Genomic DNA, 20,344 nt, shown 5'->3' with positions numbered 1-20,344 from the left:
GAAGGGCTAGGAGCCGGAGCTGGATTTCATATAAAGCGGAAGCGGCTCGTTCAGCTCTGACTGGCTAAGGTTCTTTCGCATAAAAGGCGCTTTTTGCCTTCTTATGCGGAAGGTTCTTAGACACGAAGAGCTTGCCGCTGGAGCTGGATTTCATAAAAAGCGGAAGCGGCTCGCTTAGAATGTGAGGGGGATGGAGCTCCTTCCTGCGAGGCGCTTTTTGCCTCGCAGGAAGGCCGAGCATTCTTGCCGAATCCATAAAAAAAAACCGCCAATTGGCGGTTTTTTTAATTTACCTTCTGCTCATTTTCCATTTCCCATAACTTTTCAAAAAATGGCTGTCCTTTTACAAGGCGCTCGCATAATTGTTGGTGCTTCTCAGACCAGCCTGATTTCGCTTCATCATATAATCTAGCCCAAATATCTTCAAACTCCATATGTTGAACCGTTCCATATGCTGATGGATCCCACTCTGTGTACCAATAGCGAATCTCAGCTGTATTTTTCGTTGTATGTAATTGATCTAACGCCATAAATAATAATTGTTTTAACTGTCTTTCTTTACGAGTCAAACCATTCATAATAAAAGGAGATGGCGATAAAATATGATGCTCTTTTTCTGTTTCTTCCACTTGGAACTCATACTTTTCTGCTTGTACGTTTTCCACCATCTCATATACCATCTGCTCTTGGCGAGGTATAAGTCTGCTTTTTCGAATTGGTACATTGTAACCAATTGAATCAATCGCAATAATTCCTTTACCATCTGTAACTACAAAACAATATTCTTGTTGCAAACGTTCGTGATTTTTACGAATATAAGCCTTATGATGTACGTCTTCCAATAACTTTTGCGGAAGCTCTAACAATTCGTTCTCGATGTAATGATATAATGTGGAATCTACTTTTAATAATGGCACTTGATCTAATAGTTCAATCGTATCATCTTTCCGCCATTCGTAAAAATGACAAACGTTATACCCATTTTCTTCACCTTCAAACCAATTTACCCATACATCATGTAGATATAACATTCTCTACCCCTCACTTCACTACTGTTTGTACCAATCATTATGTTCATTTTTGCTTAACTTTATTCCACTTAAGGAAATATATTCTAATTATTATTTTTTCTTCTATACTATTTAAAAAAACAGGAGCCATATCTCCTGTTTTTCATGGCACATGAAATGTATTTGCTTTACTCAATATTTCTTTCGCATCTATAGATAATAAAGATAGTGTATCTTCTTCCAATGCTACACAATCTTTTACAATATGAAAGCCAAGTGCATAACCAAGCATTTTCGGATAGGAATGAAGGCCATTTAATAAGATGTCATGCTCCCTTGTTCCCCGTTTTATCGTTATTCTTTCGTGTACAACGTTCCTCCAATAATAAAGTGCTTCTTCTTTTGAAAGGTACGTCGTCCACGGTGCATTGTTTTTTTCTGTATACCTTTCCGCTACTGCTTGCTCAGCTAACCCTTCCATGATCATCGTATCAAGTAATGTATACTCTGTTTCTTTCGTTTCAATTTGATGTAACCTGCATATATGATGATATTCATGTGCCAATAACGCTTTTAACTCTTCTAAAGAATTCCGCCCACATACGAACAAGAAAATAACGTGGCGCATCGAAAGCCCTGCTTTCCCGTTATATTCTTCTTGTACAGTTCGATTATAGGAATCTGATAATAAAATAAAGATAGGGACATCCGGACCTTTTAACCAATTTTTCAATTTATCATACTCTATACTTAACTCTTTCCAAATTTCCTTCTTCTCTAACTCTTTAATTTCTTTTTCTCCTCGCATGACTGGGCGATACATACCTTTAGAAATTAAAAATCGATACAATCTTTCTTTCGGCAATGGGATATACTTCGTAAATTTTTCACACAGTTTTTCTGGCCGTCCGTAATATAGATGTAGCCACTCAGCTGTTTCAACAATCCCCATCTTTATCCCTCCTTTTTCTTATGTATATGCAAAAAGGAAAAAAGACGTAAAAATAAATAAGGTGTTTTTTCGTAGTTTGTTACGAAAAAACACCTTATTTCATCTATTATTTATACGATTTAAATACTAATACTGCATTATGACCGCCGAATCCTAGTGAGTTACTTAATACTGCGTTTACTTCTTGTTGTCTCGCATTATTCGGTACGTAATCTAAGTCACATTCTGGATCTGGTGTTTCATAGTTAATTGTTGGAGGAATTACTCCGTCTGTAATTGATTTAATCGAGAAGATCGCTTCAACAGCACCAGCCGCTCCTAATAAGTGACCTGTCATTGATTTCGTTGAGCTAATTGCTACTTTATACGCATGCTCACCGAACGTTTCTTTAATTGCCATCGTTTCATACTTTTCATTCGCATCTGTACTTGTACCGTGCGCATTAATGTAATCGATGTCCTCTGGCTGTAGACCTGCATCTGCTAAAGCTTGACGCATTGCACGCACGCCGCCTTCACCGCCAGGAGCAGGCATTGTAATATGGAATGCATCACCAGTTGCACCATAGCCAGCGATTTCCGCGTAAATACGAGCGCCACGAGCTAATGCGTGCTCTAATTCTTCAAGAACGAGAATACCTGAACCTTCACCCATTACGAAACCACTACGGTTTTTATCGAACGGGCGGCAAGCTGTTGCTGGATCTTCATTAAATGTTAAAGCTTTCGCTGAACTGAATCCTGCGAATGCCATACTTGTTAACGGCGCTTCTGCTCCACCTGTTATCATTGCGTCAGCATCACCGCGCTGAATTGCTTTAAATGCATCACCAATTGAGTTTGCACCAGATGCACAAGCTGTTACAGAACAAGTATTGATTCCCTTCGCTCCTGTTGCGATTGATACTTGACCTGCTGCCATATCTGGAATCATCATCGGTACGAAGAATGGGCTCACGCGGCGCGGGCCTTTCTCAGTAAAAACTTTAAATTGTTCTTCGTATGTCTCCATACCACCAATACCAGAACCAATCCACACACCAATTCGAGGTCCGTTTTCTTCTGTAATCTCAAGCTTTGCATCTGCAACTGCCATTTTCGCTGCTGCTACTGCATATTGCGTAAAGCGATCCATACGACGCGCTTCTTTTTTATCAATATATTTCTCGACTTCAAAGTCGTTAATTTCTGCTGCTACTTTTGCTGGAAACATTTCTGGATCAATTCTTGTAAGTCGTCCGATTCCAGATACACCCTTTTTAATGTTTTCCCATGCTGTTTCAACATCTGTTCCGACCGGTGTAACAGCTCCTAGTCCTGTAATTACGACCCTCTTTTTTTCCATACAAAATACACTCCTTTTTTTCTCTCAGTCCTTATTTACCCCAACGAAGAGCGACTGCTCCCCATGTTAATCCGCCACCGAAACCAACAAGTATAATTAAATCACCGTCTTGAATACGTCCATTTTGCAATTCCTCTACCATTGCAATTGGAATTGACGAAGCTGATGTATTACCAAACTTTTCAATTGTCATACTCATTTTTTCTTGTGGTAAATTCAACCTCTCTCTTGCCGATTCCATAATACGAATGTTCGCTTGATGCGGCACTAAGAAATCCACATCCTCTTTCGTAAGACCAGCCTTATCTAAAACGCGAAGACATGAATCACCAAGTTGACGAACGGCAAATTTAAAGACTTCTCTGCCATTCATCATAACATACTCATCTTGATAAAGATGCTTACCGCCACTTCCGTCTGCTCCTAATTCGAAAGATAGAACGCCTCTTCCTTCTGAAACAGCTCCCATTACGATAGCACCGGCTCCGTCTCCAAATAATACTGCTGTATTGCGATCATTCCAGTCTACAATTTTAGAAAGTTTATCACTACCAACTACTAATACATTTTTATAAGTTCCCGTTTGAATAAATTGCTGCGCTGTAATCATTCCGTACATAAAACCAGCACACGCTGCACCTAAATCCATTGCAGCTGCATGTTTCGCCCCAATTGCTTCTTGAATCACACAAGCCACTGCTGGAAAAGCACGATCTGGCGTTACTGTCGCTACTAAAATAAGATCGATGTCCTCTCCGCTAATCCCAGCGTCTTCAAGTGCTTTCTTAGAAGCCTCTACCGCCATATATGAAGTATCTATTGTATCATCGGCAATGCGTCTTTCTGCAATTCCCGTTCTCGTACGAATCCATTCATCGGATGTATCCATTATTTTCTCTAAATCGTGATTTGTGACTACTTTTTCTGGCACATATCTTCCGATCCCTAAAATGCCCACGCTCACATCGCAGCCCTCCGTTTTATATCAATTATTATGACTTGGTACTAATTTTAAAACATAAATGTATTTTTGTCTATAATATATTTCACCTAAAACATAAGGCTAACGCATTATTCACTTTATTTTTCATTAAAAGAAACAGAAACATACCTTTTCTTGTTTCATTCCAAATAAAAAGGCCCTGACCGCTTCTAACCACGGTTCGAGCCTCTCTCCCATCAAAAAGAAGGGTTTTATTCTTTATCTGCTTTCCCAAGCTCATATGCTTCGTTCATTACTTTCATCAATAGCTCTAACACTGGTTGTGCTTTCTCCATATCAAGTGCAATTCCATTAGAATCTAAAATTGCCTTTGCTTCTGGTAAATGCTTCATTGCGATTTGTAAAAATTGCATGCTTTTTTCGTTCATATTCTATTCTTCCTCTCCAATAAAACTTTCACATACAATAGTGTAACATGCGCGCTACCCTTCGTATAACTCTTTATATTTTTTCATGTGGGCCAATTGCTTATTTAAACCGTATTCTAACGGGGTATTTCTTTTAATTGAAATATCCTCGGCTGCCTCATCTCTTTCTTCTTTACTATTTTTACTCACTTTATCATCTGCACGTAAAAGGCTCATACCTTTTTCCCATAACGACGGTTTACCACTGAGTAAATTGTATATACCAACATGGTCCCCGTTCGTTCCATTTTCCCATAAGTATTCACATACATCTTCAACGTAAAGTAAATCGCCCCCTTTTTCCTCACTCGTACAACGGCACTCTTTCTCATCCAGTTCTGATAAAATGAGCTGATGATACATCATAAAAGATGGTTGCCACGGTCCATATAATGTAGGAACTCGAAATACACTATATTGTAATTTCCCTTTTTTTAATCCTTCTTCCACTTTCAAAAATAGACGTTTATTTTCGGATTCCTTTTGGCTTCCTACTTCAATAGAAGAGATTAAATTTAACTTTATTTTTTGCTCTTCACACATTTTTATCATCCGCTTTAAATATTGTAATATGACTCTTTCATTACGAAATCCGCTTTGCTGATTCGGTTCATACAAGCAAAAGTAAACGGTGTCAAAATTCTCTCCCTCTACTGATCTCCATCCATCCTCATCCCTTATGGAATAGTACGTAAATAAAGCATTTCGCCCAATTAACAATATCTTCTCTTCATTAATTTTTGTCATACTATCGAATTCATCAAAATCAAGTCCATACACTTCTACTTCTTCTGCGATCATTTTATTCACAAGGTGATAACCTACAAACGTAAGTGCACCTATAATCAGCACGCGTTCCATACCACCAACCCTTTCCCCTTGAAACAAATAGCTCCTCATTTATGTATATGGGAGCTTCACAATTCTTCTTCATATTTTTTAAAGAAATCAGTCGTTTGTCTAACCATTTTATATTTCACATCTTGGAGATGGAATAAGACAGAAGTATCACATTGATTAAATTGCCTCATTTTCTCGTATTTACGTAACAATTGTTTTCTTCCTCTTTTTTCTTGTGTTGATACGAAAATTTTAACAGGTACACAAGACGGAAGAAGCGTAAATGATTTCTTATTTATTTTTGATTCTAATTCTTCTTCTTTTGAATCGTACGCCAAACTTAATTCCTTCACTAATCTTTTGTAAAAAAACTTATGCTCTTTTTCGAACTCCACATATTCTGGCAAATCTAAACACGGATTTAACATAATGACAGAACGTATACTTTCAGGGTATTTGTTCATCATTTCAAGCGCTACAAGCGCACCCATACCATCTGCCATAATGTGCATTTTCGTATTTAATGTCTCTTTTCTCAAAACAACATCATATAAACGTTTCGCTAGACGAACAGATTGATCGTTCCCCCAGTGTCTCCCATATAAATTAGAAGAAAAGACCGTGTAGCCTTCCTCAATAAGACCATGTAAAAAATAAGATCTTCCCGCATGCTGTGTCCATAAACTTGTACCATTCTCAATAAAGTAGTTGTAATCACCGAGGAGCATAACCGAAAACCCATTTGGCTTCTCCGGTAAATAAATGACACATGGTTCTTTTTCTAAGTAAAAAAAACGTTCCGTAATACTCATTTTTCCCCCGCCTTATTTTCTAAACGTATAAAACCACTCTTTTATAATGTATGAACGGAATGCAAATTTGCGTTGAAAAATCTACAAATATTTTTCTATATTCTTTTTTCAATTGTGTTACAATAAGGACAGATTGAACGAATAGAGGTGTAAAATATGCGTTTCATTTGGGCATTAATTTGGTCGTTCGCGCTTGTACATATGATGAGCTACGTAATCGGCTCTATGACTGGCGGTACATACGATTTTAACCAAGCGTCTATTTTCTCAGTTGTTCTTGCGGTATTAGTACTAGCGATTTCAGCTACGATTCCAAACGAGCCAGTAGAACAACATTAAAAAAAGAGTCCGGATTTTATCCGAACTCTTTTTTTATTTCACATGAACGACTAACTCGTTATTTTCAACATCAACCACTACGTGACTATTGTCAGTAATCGTTCCTGCAATTAACTCTCGTGCTAACTTCGTTTCGACTTGACGCTGTACATATCGTTTTAACGGACGAGCTCCGTACATTGGGTCAAAGCCTGCTTCTACAACGAATTCTTTTGCTGCATTTGTTAATTCCACTGTAATGTGACGGTCAGCTAAACGGTCTTGTAATTCTTTTACAATTTTATCAACAATACCTTTAATTTCATTCGTTGTAAGAGGTTTGAATAAAATAATTTCATCAACACGGTTTAAAAATTCTGGTCGGAAATGCCCTCTTAATTGCCCCATTACAAGTTCTCTTGACTCTTCTTTAATAGAGCCATCTTCTTCTAGCCCTTCTAATAAGTGAGCAGATCCAATATTTGAAGTCATAATAATAACCGTGTTTTTAAAGTCTACCGTACGCCCTTGTGAATCTGTAATGCGGCCATCGTCTAACATTTGTAATAAAATGTTGAACACTTCTGGATGTGCTTTTTCAATTTCATCCAACAAAATAACAGAATACGGTTTACGTCTTACTGCTTCTGTTAATTGGCCACCCTCTTCGTACCCAACATATCCAGGAGGTGCACCAATTAAGCGTGACACTGCATGTTTCTCCATGTACTCAGACATATCAATACGAATCATTTGCTCTTCGCTATCAAATAAAGACTGTGCTAACGTTTTTGCAAGTTCTGTTTTACCAACACCTGTTGGTCCTAAAAAGATGAAGGAACCAATTGGACGGTTCGGATCTTTAATACCAGCACGAGCACGAAGAACTGCGTCTGATACTAAGCTTACCGCTTCCTCTTGTCCGATGACACGCTCTGATAAAATTTGCTCTAAGCGTAATAATTTCTCGCGTTCACCTTCAACGAGTTTTGCGACAGGAATACCCGTCCAGCGTGAAACAATATCTGCAATCTCTTCTTCACTTACTTCCTCACGTAATAAACGATTTTCTTGTTTATTATGCGCGCCCATTTCTTCTGCTTCTTTTAACTCTTTTTCAATCGCTGGAATTTTCCCGTGACGAAGTTCAGCTGCTTTATTTAAATCGTAATTACCTTCCGCTTCTTCTAACTCTCGGCGCAGGCGCTCTAAATGTTCGCGTAAGTCACGAACTTTGTGAATATCTTCTTTTTCTTTCTCCCATTTCGCTCTCATACTACTTGCAACTTCTTTTAAATCCGACAATTCACGTTGCAACGTTTTTAGACGTTCTTGGCTACCACGGTCTGTTTCTTTTCCAAGAGCTGCTTCCTCAATTTCTAACTGCATAATACGGCGCGTTACTTCATCTAATTCTGTTGGCATAGAATCAATTTCTGTACGAATTGTTGCGCACGCTTCATCAACAAGGTCAATCGCTTTATCTGGTAAGAATCGATCAGAAATGTATCGATCTGATAAAACGGATGCTGCTACAATTGCACGGTCATGAATATTTACACCGTGATAAATTTCAAAACGCTCTTTTAATCCACGTAAAATGGAAATGGTGTCTTCAACAGTTGGCTCTTCTGCTAATACTTGTTGGAAACGTCTCTCTAGCGCTGGATCTTTCTCAATATATTTACGATATTCATCTAATGTTGTTGCCCCAATACAATGCAGTTCACCACGCGCAAGCATCGGTTTTAACATATTTCCTGCGTCCATCGCCCCTTCTGTTTTACCAGCGCCGACGATTGTATGAAGTTCATCGATGAATAATAAAATGCGTCCTTCACTCTTTTTAATTTCATTTAATACAGCTTGCAAACGCTCTTCGAACTCACCACGGAATTTTGCACCAGCTACGAGTGCACTCATATCTAACGCAAAGATTGTTCTATCTTTTAAGCCTTCTGGTACGTCCTTTTTCACAATACGCTGTGCTAATCCTTCAACGATCGCTGTTTTACCAACACCTGGTTCACCAATTAAAACCGGATTGTTTTTCGTTTTACGTGAAAGAATGCGGATCACACGGCGAATTTCACTATCGCGGCCGATTACAGGATCAATTTTCCCCGCTCTCACTTCCGCCACTAAATCACGGCCATATTTTTCTAACGCTTCATAAGTTGCTTCTGGATTTTGACTAGTCACTCTTTGATTCCCCCGAACTGTCATTAAAGACTGTAATAAATTATCTTTCGTAATATGAAGTCTTATAAATAATTGATTGATATCGCCTTTTTCTTCAGCAAAAGCAAGCAGTACATGTTCGACTGAAATGTAATCATCCTGCAGTTTTTCGGCTTCCTTCCCTGCTCTTACAAGCAGTTGTTGCAGAGTGCTTGTTATATACAATTTTCCAGCTTCTGCTCCACTTCCCGTTACAGAAGGTTTCTTTTTAATTAAGCTTTCTACGCCTTGCTTTAATGCTTCTATATCAACATTCATTTTTTGAAATATACGTACTGCTAATCCATCTTGCTCCTCTAATAATGCAAGTAATAGATGAACAGTATCTACTTCTTGGTGATGATGAGATACCGCTAAAGATTGGGCACTCATAATCGCCTCTTGTGTTTTTGTTGTCATTTGATTTAAGTCCATCTTTATAGCCCTCCAAAAGTTTGACTTTCTTTGACCTTTGATTTGATTATACGCCAACTGACTTTTTTATACAATAAATTTGCTTATGTATTTTCAAACTTATTATTGGAAAAAGAAAACAGGAACATGCATTGATGCTGTTCAAAACGGTACGGTAAATGAAATTATAATGCGTAACGTAAAAAAAGCCGCAATAACGATTGCGGCTTCTTTTACGGTTTTCTTTTATATGTCCACTGACGGTTATGATTCGTGTTATCTGGAAACTTTTCCCCGGCAGTTAATTTCACCATTTGCGGATCTTTCACCATGCTTCCTGTTTCACCAATTTCTACGTAAATTCCATCATTTGGCGCTTTTTGTCCAGAACGAAACCTGCGATTTTGTCCCATTTCCATTCTCCTTCCATGACGTCTTTGCCTCATTAGTATATCCATTTTAGAAGAAAGCTTTTCTGTCATGTTTAGGAAACAAGTACTACATCTCGTTCTTGTACATATATATGAATGACACAAGCGTAGAAAAGGATTTCTTTCCTATTTGTAAAAAAAGAAACCAACCTACTCTAGGCTAGTTTCAAAGGAGAGTCAAACATATACGAGAAGATTACATGTTCATTATAAGCTCCCTCATACGAGCAATGTAACCCTTTTCACAATTTGTACATAATGAAAGAAACATTGTTTGAACTTTCTAAAAAGATATTGACTTTTCTTCATTTCCAACGATAAATAGTAGACACCACAGCACTTTGGGACGTAAGATGGATATATAGTGAACTTTCCATCTACGGTGGTCTCACCGAGTCTAACCTCTTATTTCTGCATATTAAAAACGGAAATACAGATAGAAACAAAAAAATTATTATAAGAGGTGAAATTATGAACAAACAACATTTAATCGCATTAGACTTAGACGGCACTTTATTAACAGACAACAAAATAATTTCCAATCGAACGAAGCATACAATTGAAAAAGCAAAGGAACAAGGACATATTGTCGTTATTTCAACAGGACGTCCATTCCGCGCTAGTTATGATTATTATAAAGAACTTGGTCTGAACACACCTATCGTAAACTTTAACGGCGCTTACGTACATCATCCTCTTGATGCAAACTGGGGAACACATCACTCTCCTCTTGAGCTAGCAACAGCGCAAGAAATCGTCCGAGCTTGCTTTGATTTCGGCGTAAAAAATATATACGCTGAAGTAATGGATGATGTGTACGTTCGTGAAATTGATGAAGATAAAAAACATATTTTCGAATTCGGTTCTCCAAAGATTTTCACAGGAGACTTATTAAATATTTTAAATGATCATCCAACTTGCTTATTAATTGACGCACATGACGAGCATTCCACTGCCATTCGTCAACATTTAACTGATATGCACGCTGAAGTAATCGACCATAGAAAATGGGGCGCACCTTGGCCAATTATCGAAATTGTGAAAAGCGGATTAAACAAAGCGGTCGGATTACAAAAAATTTCTACTCATTACAACATCCCAAAAGAGCGAATTATTGCTTTCGGTGACGAAGATAACGACTTTGAAATGATTGAGTTTGCTGGTCACGGCATTGCAATGGGAAATGCCATCCCTGAATTAAAAACACTCGCTAATCATACGACGTTAACGAACGAAGAAGATGGTATCGCTCTATATTTAGAAGAGGTTCTTGGGTTGTAATCTAAAAATTCCCTGCTTATAGTTTCTCGCCAAATGTTCATACTATAATTAGACGCAGCATGATCGCGTCGATTGTTTTCAGCTAAATAAAGGGGGTTTTTCGAATGGGTAAAAAGAACAAATCAAAACGTTTTATCCAACAAGGAGCCGATTCTATTATGAAGCACGATGCAAGATTCCCGTACAGAGGTACATTAGCTGAGGCAGAAAAAGCGAGAAGTAACTCTTCTTTTGGAGGGGTTTAAATGGGGAACTTACTATTCCAACAAGCTAGAGACGCTGTTGCAAGTGCCGTTTCTTGTTCAAGTGGCGCTGAGCAACAAGATCTCGTATATAGAGCAAAAAACGCTTTGCAATCCGCTTATGCAAACTCTTCAACTGCTGAAAAAGTTCAGCTACGCGAAATGCAAGAGCAATTGCAAAATATTACGAACTTGCATTAAAAAAGAGGACCAGCTTTGGTCCTCTTTAATCTTTTCGAAACAATCCAAACACCCCGACCGTTTGCAGTATGTTTGTAAATGCACCTGGGTCCACTTGTTTAATAACCCTCTCTAATTCATATAACTCATAACGAGTAATAACAATCATTAGCATTTCTTTATTTTCATTTGTATAAGCACCTGTTGCTGGTATCGTTGTAATCCCTCTTACTAATCGCGAATGAATCGCCTTTCGTACATCCGCTCCATTCTTCGTAACAATTAACGCTGTAATCTTCACATGGCGAGTATGAATCGCATCGATAATTCTCGTTGACACATATAAAGTAACTAACGTGTATAATGCTTTTTCCCATCCATACACATAGCCAGCAGCGATAATGATAATTGCATTAAAGAAGAAAAAATACGTACCGACAGGCTTATCCTTTATTTTCGATAAAATCATGGCGATAATATCTAAACCACCTGTAGAAGCACCCCACTTTAAAGCAATCCCTACCCCAATTGCCGAAATAATCCCGCCAAAAATTGCATTCAAGATGATATCATTCGAGACCGCTCGAACTGGAATAATTTCTAGAAATAATGTCATAAATATGACGCATAGAAAACTAAAAAACGTAAAAGCCTTCCCAACCTTTTTCCACGCTAAAATAACGACAGGAATATTAAATAAACTAAACAATACTCCCGTAGATATATGAATGGATAAAAAATCACCTAATATTTGCGATAATAATTGAGACAATCCAGCAAAGCCACTCGCGTATACTTTCGCTGGTGTTAAAAATAAATTCATCCCAATCGCATTTAATAAACCTGCGACGATTACAACGATTAACTTCTTTATAAGTTCGGTATAATTTAACTTTAAATCCATTTCCAATCCACCTTTATTATTCATAAATGCACCGCTATACATAGTCTTTACGAAAAAGGAAATGATAAACGTACAACGTTTAGAAATGGAGTTGATACATATGCCACATACGAGTGATAACGACAAAAAAGCACGCGATAATAATGCAAAGCGCACACAAAAAAATGAGCAAGAACAAAAAAATATTCAGCAAGGTAAGCGTACGTATTCTAAAAAGACCGATCACCTTTGATCCTATCGTACATCAACATAATTGTTGATGTACTTTTTTACATTTTACAGGGAAAAACATTAAAAATTCACTTCATGTTCACTTCTATATTCTACAATAGCGATAACATATTCGGATGAGGTGTTAGCATGAGAGGGAAACATATTTTCATTATTACTGCACTAATAAGTATATTAATGCTATCTGCTTGTGGACAAAAAAACGGCTCAGATACAGTCGCTACAGCAACAGACTCAACCATTACGAAGAGCGACTTCGAAAAGCAATTAAAAGATCGTTACGGAAAAGACATGCTATATGAAATGATGGCACAAGATGTTATCACCAAAAAATATAAAGTATCTGACGACGCTGTAGATAAAGAAGTAGAAAAAGTAAAAAACCAATATGGAGACCAGTTCAAAACAGTACTAGAAAACAACCGTTTAAAAGATGAAGCTGATTTCAAAAATCAAATTAGGTTCAAACTTGCTATGAATGAAGCGGTTAAGAAAAGCGTTACAGAAAAAGATGTGAAAGACCACTATAAACCAGATATTAAAGCGAGCCACATTTTAGTAAGTGACGAAAATGAAGCGAAAGAAATAAAGAAAAAACTAGACGCTGGCGCTTCATTTGAAGAATTAGCGAAACAAGAATCACAAGACCTACTATCAAAAGAGAAGGGCGGAGACATCGGATACTTCGCATCAGGTACAATGACACCTGAATTCGAAACAGCTGCCTATAAACTAAAGGTCGGACAAATTAGCGATCCCGTTAAATCATCGAACGGTTATCACATTATAAAATTAACTGATAAAAAAGATTTAAAACCTTACAATGAAGTAAAAGACTCCATCCGCAAAAATTTGGAAGACGAACGTATCGCTGACCCTACATTCAGCCAAAAATTGTTACAAGATGAATTAAAAAAGGCAAATATTAAAATAAACGATAGCGACTTAAAAGATACATTTACACTTGTGTCTGAGCCAGTGAACTAAAAAAGCACCGCTTTATTTTTATAAAAAATAAGGCGGTGCTTTTTATTCAAATTATTTCTTAAAGTACGTCCAACCTTCTTCTTGGTACACTTTTTCTTCTTTCATCAACTTACCAAGCGCACGCTTAAATGCAGCTTTACTCATATTGAAACGCTCTTTAATGTCTTCTGGATAACTCTTGTCCCAAAACGGCATTGCTCCGCCGCGTTCTTCCATATACTCATAAATTACTGCAGCATCATCTTCCATTCCTTCTTCTTTACGAGGAAGAAGCGAAATGTTAATTGTACCGTCATCTTTCACATCAATAATACGACCTGTTACACGCTCACCAATGCGGACTTGTTCTTTTCTTTCTGTATGGTGTAAGAAAGCACGGAAATGCTCATCAGTTAATATGAATGAACCTACTTGAAGTGAACGATACACACGTCCATTTACGTTTTTATTGCGCATAGATGGCGTCGCATCTACGATAATCTCTTGCATATCACTATCTCTTGCCGGAAGCGCAATTAAACGATCACGATTCGTTAATTTTAACGTACAATATAATTCGTCGCCTACTTCTGGCCATACCGGCATATAAATTGGGAACTCATCAGCCGGGATTAGTATATCTTTTGATACACCAATATCAACAAATACACCTAAACTAGGAATAACCTCTACAACCTTTACCCAATTCCAATCATATGTTGTAATAATTGGTTCCTTCATTGTTGCTGAAATACGATTTTGGTGATCCAGGTATAGGAATACATCAATCGTATCGCCTTCTTCAATTTCTCCAGCTACTTCGTTTTTATGTAGGAAGATTTCTTCCTCTTCGTTTCCAACCATATATCCAATTTCTGTTTCACGTAAAACAGTTACCTGTTCAATCGCTCCTAATTGCAAATACATATTTTTTTAATTCCCTTCTATATATATCAAATTATCTTTTTTATCATTCCAAACAAAAGTTAATTATAACACGATTTTTCCTTTATTTGTCCAACTGTCCAAAATTCACTATAATAAAAGGAGGTTACATGAATATAAGTATGAAAACACTTAAGTCTAAGCTCGTTTTCAGCTATACTTTAGTATGTACAGTACATAAAAAGATTAGAATTTTATTTGGAGGTGCTAACTATGGCAAAAGATAGTTCTTTTGACATCGTTTCGAAAGTAGAATTACCTGAAGTAACAAACGCAATTAACATCGCATTAAAGGAAATCCAAAACCGATATGACTTTAAAGGAAGTAAAAGTGATATTAAACTTGAAAAAGAAGTACTTGTTTTAACTTCTGACGATGAGTTCAAACTAGAGCAAGTAAAAGATGTTTTAATTTCTAAACTTGTAAAACGTAACGTTCCAATTAAAAACTTGGACTACGGTAAAGTAGAAGCTGCGACTGGTAACACTGTTCGCCAACGCGCAACACTTCAACAAGGTATCGATAAAGATAACGCGAAAAAAATTAACAATATCATTAAAGAAATGAAATTAAAAGTAAAAACACAAGTACAAGATGATCAAGTACGTGTTACAGCGAAAAGCCGCGATGACTTACAAGCAGTAATCGCAGCCGTTCGCAGCGCTGATTTACCAATCGACGTACAGTTCATTAACTACCGCTAAAAAGAAAACTCCTCTCATGAGAGGAGTTTTTTATTATGAGCAGCAATATATTGCTTTATCAAATGATTTTTCCGGAATATACACTTTATCGTTTTCGATTTTGTATTTAATATTATTCCTCTTAAGAACTGCCGTATCAACAGAATGAACACTATCACCCCACTGAACAAATTCCCCATCGTCACCGTTGTCCCAAAAACGCAAACTTACGAATACGATAAGAAAACAAAAACATAGAACGAACCACTTCTTTTTCTGCAAATATCTCACCTCTTCTTAAACTGCAGGCGAACTACTAAAGAAAAGAGTTACTTATTTCCGTTTCTTTTTAACCGCAATTAAAAATGCAATAAATAATACGTTCACACCGACGATTAAGGAAATAAATAACCAATTCATACCTGTCTCTTCACTAACTTTATATACATTTGATTCTTCTCGCTTTAAAACGAGATAAAATCGGCCGTTTTCTTCTCTTATAATTTCATCTTCCAATAAGCCACGTAATTCCTTTTTCTCTCCAATCAAATTCGCATGAAGAGGAACTTTTTGTGTCTCTTTCGTATTGTTAATCGCTACTAGCGTTACCTCATCTTTATACTTTCGTTTTAATACACTCATTCCATCTTTATCGTATAGAAGTTCAAACGTCCCGCGTCGCAAAGATGGTCTCGTTTGCCTAAGCTCACCGAGTTTAGTGATATGCTGCATAAACTTTTCATCTGATTTAAAATCCATTAATCGTCTATTATCCGGAATATCCCCTCCATCTAATGCGATTTCAGTTCCGTAATAAAAATTCGGTATCCCTGGCGATGTGAATAAGTAAGTGAGCGCTAATTTTAAACGAGACGGCGGATAATACATATTTTCTTTTGCAATACGGGTAAATCTTTTTGTCTCCTGATTATCTAAAAACGTATTCGTTAACTCCTTTTTCTTAGAAACAACATGCAATCGTGTCAAAGATGTATTCGTTTTCGAAAATGCTTCTACAATACTTTCATAATACTCATCATCTTTACTACCTTCATCTGTCATAACAAAAAAATCTTTCTTTATCACTTGCATATCTTTTTGCACTTCATCCCAAAAGGAATGCGGCTTTTTCTCACTATGTATCACATAACTTCCATCTAGATCGACTTCTTTTATCCACCATTTCATTGAGTCAATTACTTGTTGTTCGTTTTCTCCAAGCGGAAATTGAAATACCACTTTCATTCCTTTTTCGTGAGCTTCTTTTACAAGCTCTTTCACATCATTTTCCGTTCCGTAATGTTCATTTACTTTTTGAAAATTTTGCACGTCTAATCCATCGTACTTTCCACTTTCAAATAGCGGAGAAAGCATAACAGTGGTAAATCCCATGTCTTTTATGTAATCTAATCTTTTTATAATTCCTCTTATATCTCCGCCATGATACCCTTCTAAATTAACGACGTCTAACTGTTTGTCATTTTTCGGCTCTCCATTATTAAAGCGATCAATCATAATAGAATATATGACTTCGTCTCGCCACTCTCTCTTTTCTTCTGCAAAAGTATGTATTGGCACAAACAAAATGACAGCTAAACAAAAACAAATGAATAGTTCCCTAGTCCGTATTTTTCCCACATGCATCCCCCACGTTTTCAATTGTAAGAATATTATACCAATTATTCAAACGAAGCGCATACGCTGATTTCATTCCTCACAAAATACTTCATGTCAGATTTTCTAACATCAATTATAAAATTTTCTGAATTTTTAGTTGATTTTTCTTTTTATTTCGAATATGATATGAAACATAACAAATTGATGTTATTTTTTGTAACATCAGAGGAGGGAACAGAATGAATACAGGAGATACTGTTTTTATGTTTGTAACGACAGTAATGGTCATGTTAATGACACCAGGATTAGCACTTTTTTACGGGGGCATGGTTCGTAGTAAAAATGTACTTAGCACAACAATGCATAGCTATAGTGCAATGGCAATTGTTTCAATTCAATGGGTTATGATCGGTTATTCTTTATCATTCGGACCAGATTGGCACGGACTTATCGGCAATCTCGATTGGCTCGGTCTAAACGGAGTTACCTACGCACCAAACCCAGACTACTCATCTACTATTCCTCACAATTTATTTATGATGTTTCAACTTATGTTCGCCATCTTAACTCCAGCTTTAATTTCAGGTGCATTCGCTGAAAGAATGCGATTTTCTGCCTTCCTTATTTTTATCCTTCTATGGACAACACTCGTTTACAATCCTGTCGCTCATTGGGTATGGGGCGTCGGCGGATGGCTAAGAGAACTCGGGGCACTAGACTTTGCTGGTGGTAACGTCGTTCATATTACTTCTGGTGTTGCCGGCCTTGTATTAGCAATTTTCCTCGGAAAACGAAAAAATATAAACGGTACTTCTCCTCACCATTTACCATTTACGATGTTAGGCGCTGGGCTACTTTGGTTCGGCTGGTTCGGTTTTAACGTCGGCAGTGCATTATCCTTAAACGACGTAGCTTTAACCGCATTTATTAATACCAATATAGCCGCTGCTGCTTCCGCTCTAACTTGGATGCTTTCCGAATGGTTCTTCCAATCAAAACCGACTGCGATGGGGGCTGCTTGCGGCGTTGTTTCTGGTCTAGTCGCTATTACGCCAGCTTGCGGATTTGTTACACCTTTCTCCGCTCTTCTTATCGGAGCAATTGGTGGCATATTATGTTTTGGCGCTGTGTTCTTCTTAAAAACAAAATTCGGATACGACGATACACTCGACGCTTTCGGATGCCACGGCATTGGAGGAACTTGGGGCGGGATTGCGACCGGACTATTCGCAACTACTACCGTAAACGGGGATGGTGCGAACGGATTATTTTACGGGAATGCCACTTTACTGTTTAAACAACTTGTAGCAATCGGCGCAACATATGCATTTACCATCATCATGACGTACGCCATTATTAAAGCGATTAACTTCTTCCTCCCTGTTCGGGTCGATGAGCACGAAGAACAAATGGGGCTTGATATTTCGATGCATGGAGAGAAAGCTTATGAATATACTGAGCGAGTGAATTAAAAAAGAGATGCAATCTACTAGTAGTAGATTGCATCTCTTTTTATTGTACTTGTTGGTGATATACCCCATCTAGTATCGACATAAATATATCAGCGATTCTTCGGATATATCGACGATTTTTTAAATATATCAGCGATTCTTTCAATATATCGACGTTTCGACACAACATATCGATTTACTAACAAATTTCGACATGATTTAAACGTAACATACCCCGTTAAATTTCACACAAAAAAGACGACCGAAGACCGGTCGTCTTTCCCTATTTATTTCGGAGCATTTCCTACATATTGCGTAATATCAACATTTAATGCCTGCGCTAAACGCATACCGTACTCTTGGTCTGCACGGAAGAAGTTACAAACAGCTAATAACTTCGTACGTTCATTTACGTCTTTTAGGTCATTTTTTAAGTTCGCAATTAAGTTATCTTGCTCTTCTTTAGAGAATGAACGGTAACGCTCACCTGCTTGTTTGAAATCATTTGGTTTCTCAATTTTTTCACGAGATACGTAGCCTTCTACTTTCATAGTTGAATCACGGTACGCTTTGTCTTCAACCGGATTTTCTGTATGACGACTCGGTTCGTAGTTTATTGTAGATGGATTTTGATTAACTTGCATTGCACCATCACGTTGTTGGTTACGAACAGTTGCATACGGGCAGTTTACAGGAATTTGTAAGTAGTTTGCACCAAGGCGGTAACGTTGTGTATCTGGGTAAGAGAATAAACGACCTTGTAATAATTTATCTTCAGATGGTTCAATACCATTTACAGTTGCACTTGGCGTAAACGCCGCTTGCTCTACTTCTGCGAAGAAGTTTTTCGGGTTACGATTTAACGTCATTGTCCCTACTTCAATTAATGGGAAGCGATCTTCTGGCCATACTTTCGTTGGATCTAGCGGATCAAAGTCTAAAGAATCCGTTTCATCTAACTGCATGACTTGTACGTGTAAATCCCATTTCGGATAGTTTCCTTTTTCGATTGCATCAAATAAGTCACGAGTTGCATGATTGAAGTCTTTTCCTTGTACCTCTTGCACTTCTTTCGCATTTAAGTTACGTACGCCTTGCTGTGGTTTCCAGTGATATTTAATGTAAACAATTTTACCTTCTGCATTAATCCATTTGAATGAATGGACGCCGAAACCTTCCATTTCGCGATAATTTGCTGGTGTACCATAATCAGAAAATACCCATGTCATCATATGTGTTGATTCTGGAGTTAGCGTCATGAAATCCCAGTAACGATCTGGTGTTTGAACATTTGTATCAGGTGCTGGTTTTAAAGAATGCACCATGTCCGGGAATTTAATTGCATCACGAATGAAGAAAACTGGTAAATGGTTACCTACGATATCATAATTTCCTTCTTCTGTATAAAATTTAACAGCGAACCCACGTGGATCACGCGCTGTTTCTGGAGAACCTTGACCATGAATAACCGTTGAAAAACGAACAAATACAGGCGTTTCAGTTCCTTCATTTTGTAAAAATGCTGCTTTCGTATATTGTTTCATGCTGTTTTTCGTTACGAATACACCGTGAGCACCTGCACCACGTGCATGCACAACGCGCTCCGGAATACGTTCACGATCAAAGTGTGCAAGTTTTTCTACTAAATGATAGTCTTCTAACAATACCGGTCCACGGCGACCAGCTGTACGAGAATTTTGGTTGTCTCCAACTGGAGCACCTTGGTTTGTTGTTAAGCGATTATTTGGATTCATGTAGGGGGATCCTCCTCTTTCTTTCGTAGTAATTATTATTTGTTTAAAATTATTATAAATTAATTATCATTCAAAACTAGATCTTTGTCAACTATTTCCTTCATACCCTTTAAATATGTTATTCATTGGATCTGTTAATTTATGCGCTTACTCTTTCGTAATTTTCGCAAGTGGTGAAATGCCGCCAATCACTTTATAGCGTCCGATTAAATCTTGGAGCGCTTCTACGTTATCTAATGATCTAATGTTTCCGGTGTTCCATATGCCATTACGAGTAAACCTATTTTTTCTTGGTCATCTATATAACACTTCAATTTTGTAAATGAGAATCTTTTTC

At 37.5% G+C, this 20,344-nt stretch carries 22 protein-coding genes and 1 pseudogene; 8 read left to right on the top strand and 15 right to left on the bottom strand.

The window, feature by feature from the left end; translation table 11 throughout:
- Positions 1-284: 284 nt before the first annotated feature.
- From ACQKNI_RS04765 to ACQKNI_RS04735, 7 genes are all read right to left on the bottom strand, one after another.
- Complete coding sequence (locus tag ACQKNI_RS04765; RefSeq protein ID WP_088231443.1) at positions 285-1,031, bottom strand: YjbA family protein; 747 nt, start codon at positions 1,029-1,031, stop codon at positions 285-287.
- A gap of 142 nt (positions 1,032-1,173) precedes the next feature.
- Entirely contained in the window at positions 1,174-1,962 is a 789-nt protein-coding gene (locus ACQKNI_RS04760; protein ID WP_280147171.1) for a DUF2268 domain-containing protein, read from the bottom strand.
- A gap of 106 nt (positions 1,963-2,068) precedes the next feature.
- Complete coding sequence (gene fabF / locus ACQKNI_RS04755) at positions 2,069-3,307, bottom strand: beta-ketoacyl-ACP synthase II (protein WP_088231445.1); 1,239 nt, start codon at positions 3,305-3,307, stop codon at positions 2,069-2,071.
- Between the two features lie 31 nt (positions 3,308-3,338).
- Complete coding sequence (gene fabH, locus ACQKNI_RS04750; protein WP_088231446.1) at positions 3,339-4,271, bottom strand: beta-ketoacyl-ACP synthase III; 933 nt, start codon at positions 4,269-4,271, stop codon at positions 3,339-3,341.
- Positions 4,272-4,501: 230 nt separating this feature from the next.
- Complete coding sequence (locus ACQKNI_RS04745) at positions 4,502-4,678, bottom strand: ComZ family protein (protein ID WP_001003337.1); 177 nt, start codon at positions 4,676-4,678, stop codon at positions 4,502-4,504.
- A gap of 54 nt (positions 4,679-4,732) precedes the next feature.
- Complete coding sequence (locus ACQKNI_RS04740) at positions 4,733-5,605, bottom strand: NAD-dependent epimerase/dehydratase family protein (protein ID WP_098252441.1); 873 nt, start codon at positions 5,603-5,605, stop codon at positions 4,733-4,735.
- 29 nt (positions 5,606-5,634) lie between these two features.
- Complete coding sequence (locus ACQKNI_RS04735; protein WP_000028709.1) at positions 5,635-6,369, bottom strand: hypothetical protein; 735 nt, start codon at positions 6,367-6,369, stop codon at positions 5,635-5,637.
- A gap of 156 nt (positions 6,370-6,525) precedes the next feature.
- Between ACQKNI_RS04735 and ACQKNI_RS04730 the strand changes: the two genes are divergently transcribed.
- The gene (locus ACQKNI_RS04730) at positions 6,526-6,708 is read left to right on the top strand and encodes a YjzD family protein (RefSeq protein ID WP_001211113.1); all 183 of its coding nucleotides are present in this window, start codon (positions 6,526-6,528) and stop codon (positions 6,706-6,708) included.
- Between the two features lie 33 nt (positions 6,709-6,741).
- On the opposite strand, the gene clpB is transcribed toward ACQKNI_RS04730, so the two are convergent.
- Positions 6,742-9,342: an ATP-dependent chaperone ClpB gene (clpB, locus tag ACQKNI_RS04725; RefSeq protein WP_088231447.1), complete on the bottom strand. Its 2,601-nt coding sequence runs from the start codon at positions 9,340-9,342 to the stop codon at positions 6,742-6,744.
- Between the two features lie 212 nt (positions 9,343-9,554).
- Complete coding sequence (locus ACQKNI_RS04720) at positions 9,555-9,734, bottom strand: YjzC family protein (RefSeq protein ID WP_000531421.1); 180 nt, start codon at positions 9,732-9,734, stop codon at positions 9,555-9,557.
- A 489-nt stretch (positions 9,735-10,223) separates the two neighbouring features.
- Here ACQKNI_RS04720 and ACQKNI_RS04715 point away from each other — a divergent pair, with 489 nt between their 5' ends.
- The 3 genes from ACQKNI_RS04715 (at position 10,224) to ACQKNI_RS04705 (ending at position 11,476) form a co-directional block, all read left to right on the top strand.
- Positions 10,224-11,033 carry a Cof-type HAD-IIB family hydrolase gene (locus ACQKNI_RS04715; RefSeq protein ID WP_088231448.1) on the top strand — a complete coding sequence of 270 codons (810 nt, stop codon included), beginning with the start codon at positions 10,224-10,226 and terminating at the stop codon, positions 11,031-11,033.
- Positions 11,034-11,137: 104 nt separating this feature from the next.
- Positions 11,138-11,278 (top strand): hypothetical protein, encoded by a 141-nt coding sequence (locus tag ACQKNI_RS04710; RefSeq protein WP_000516818.1) that lies wholly within the window; start codon positions 11,138-11,140, stop codon positions 11,276-11,278.
- Positions 11,279-11,476, top strand: coding sequence for a DUF3813 domain-containing protein (locus ACQKNI_RS04705; protein ID WP_088231449.1), 198 nt, complete (start codon positions 11,279-11,281; stop codon positions 11,474-11,476).
- A 25-nt stretch (positions 11,477-11,501) separates the two neighbouring features.
- On the opposite strand, the gene ACQKNI_RS04700 is transcribed toward ACQKNI_RS04705, so the two are convergent.
- On the bottom strand, positions 11,502-12,359 hold the full coding sequence (locus ACQKNI_RS04700; protein ID WP_088231450.1) for a YitT family protein: 858 nt from the start codon (positions 12,357-12,359) through the stop codon (positions 11,502-11,504).
- 100 nt (positions 12,360-12,459) lie between these two features.
- Between ACQKNI_RS04700 and ACQKNI_RS04695 the strand changes: the two genes are divergently transcribed.
- Both ACQKNI_RS04695 and prsA read left to right on the top strand, forming a co-directional pair.
- Positions 12,460-12,591: a DUF3941 domain-containing protein gene (locus ACQKNI_RS04695; protein ID WP_080743523.1), complete on the top strand. Its 132-nt coding sequence runs from the start codon at positions 12,460-12,462 to the stop codon at positions 12,589-12,591.
- Positions 12,592-12,719: 128 nt separating this feature from the next.
- Positions 12,720-13,577, top strand: coding sequence for a peptidylprolyl isomerase PrsA (prsA, locus tag ACQKNI_RS04690; protein WP_088231451.1), 858 nt, complete (start codon positions 12,720-12,722; stop codon positions 13,575-13,577).
- Between the two features lie 51 nt (positions 13,578-13,628).
- Here the strand turns inward: prsA and ACQKNI_RS04685 are convergent, their stop codons facing one another.
- A complete protein-coding gene (locus ACQKNI_RS04685) occupies positions 13,629-14,483 on the bottom strand; it encodes a CvfB family protein (RefSeq protein WP_088231452.1) in 855 nt (284 codons plus the stop codon).
- 231 nt (positions 14,484-14,714) lie between these two features.
- Between ACQKNI_RS04685 and ACQKNI_RS04680 the strand changes: the two genes are divergently transcribed.
- Positions 14,715-15,206: a YajQ family cyclic di-GMP-binding protein gene (locus tag ACQKNI_RS04680; RefSeq protein ID WP_001040149.1), complete on the top strand. Its 492-nt coding sequence runs from the start codon at positions 14,715-14,717 to the stop codon at positions 15,204-15,206.
- Between the two features lie 33 nt (positions 15,207-15,239).
- Here ACQKNI_RS04680 and ACQKNI_RS04675 read toward each other — a convergent pair whose 3' ends face one another.
- A complete protein-coding gene (locus ACQKNI_RS04675) occupies positions 15,240-15,467 on the bottom strand; it encodes a hypothetical protein (protein ID WP_088231453.1) in 228 nt (75 codons plus the stop codon).
- A gap of 51 nt (positions 15,468-15,518) precedes the next feature.
- Positions 15,519-16,829 (bottom strand): alpha-amylase family glycosyl hydrolase, encoded by a 1,311-nt coding sequence (locus tag ACQKNI_RS04670; RefSeq protein ID WP_088231454.1) that lies wholly within the window; start codon positions 16,827-16,829, stop codon positions 15,519-15,521.
- A gap of 212 nt (positions 16,830-17,041) precedes the next feature.
- On the opposite strand from ACQKNI_RS04670, the gene ACQKNI_RS04665 reads away from it, so the two are divergent.
- On the top strand, positions 17,042-18,274 hold the full coding sequence (locus ACQKNI_RS04665) for an ammonium transporter (protein WP_088231455.1): 1,233 nt from the start codon (positions 17,042-17,044) through the stop codon (positions 18,272-18,274).
- Between the two features lie 266 nt (positions 18,275-18,540).
- Here the strand turns inward: ACQKNI_RS04665 and katB are convergent, their stop codons facing one another.
- A complete protein-coding gene (gene katB, locus ACQKNI_RS04660) occupies positions 18,541-20,007 on the bottom strand; it encodes a catalase KatB (RefSeq protein WP_088231456.1) in 1,467 nt (488 codons plus the stop codon).
- Between the two features lie 150 nt (positions 20,008-20,157).
- A pseudogene (locus tag ACQKNI_RS04655) lies at positions 20,158-20,276 on the bottom strand (ferrochelatase); the annotation flags it as partial.
- Positions 20,277-20,344: the final 68 nt, after the last annotated feature.

The organism is Bacillus sp. NPDC094064, from assembly GCF_050279585.1.
Lineage (GTDB): Bacteria > Bacillota > Bacilli > Bacillales > Bacillaceae_G > Bacillus_A.
Note: the sequence above shows the minus strand (reverse complement) of the source record. Positions and strands in the feature narration are given on the sequence as shown.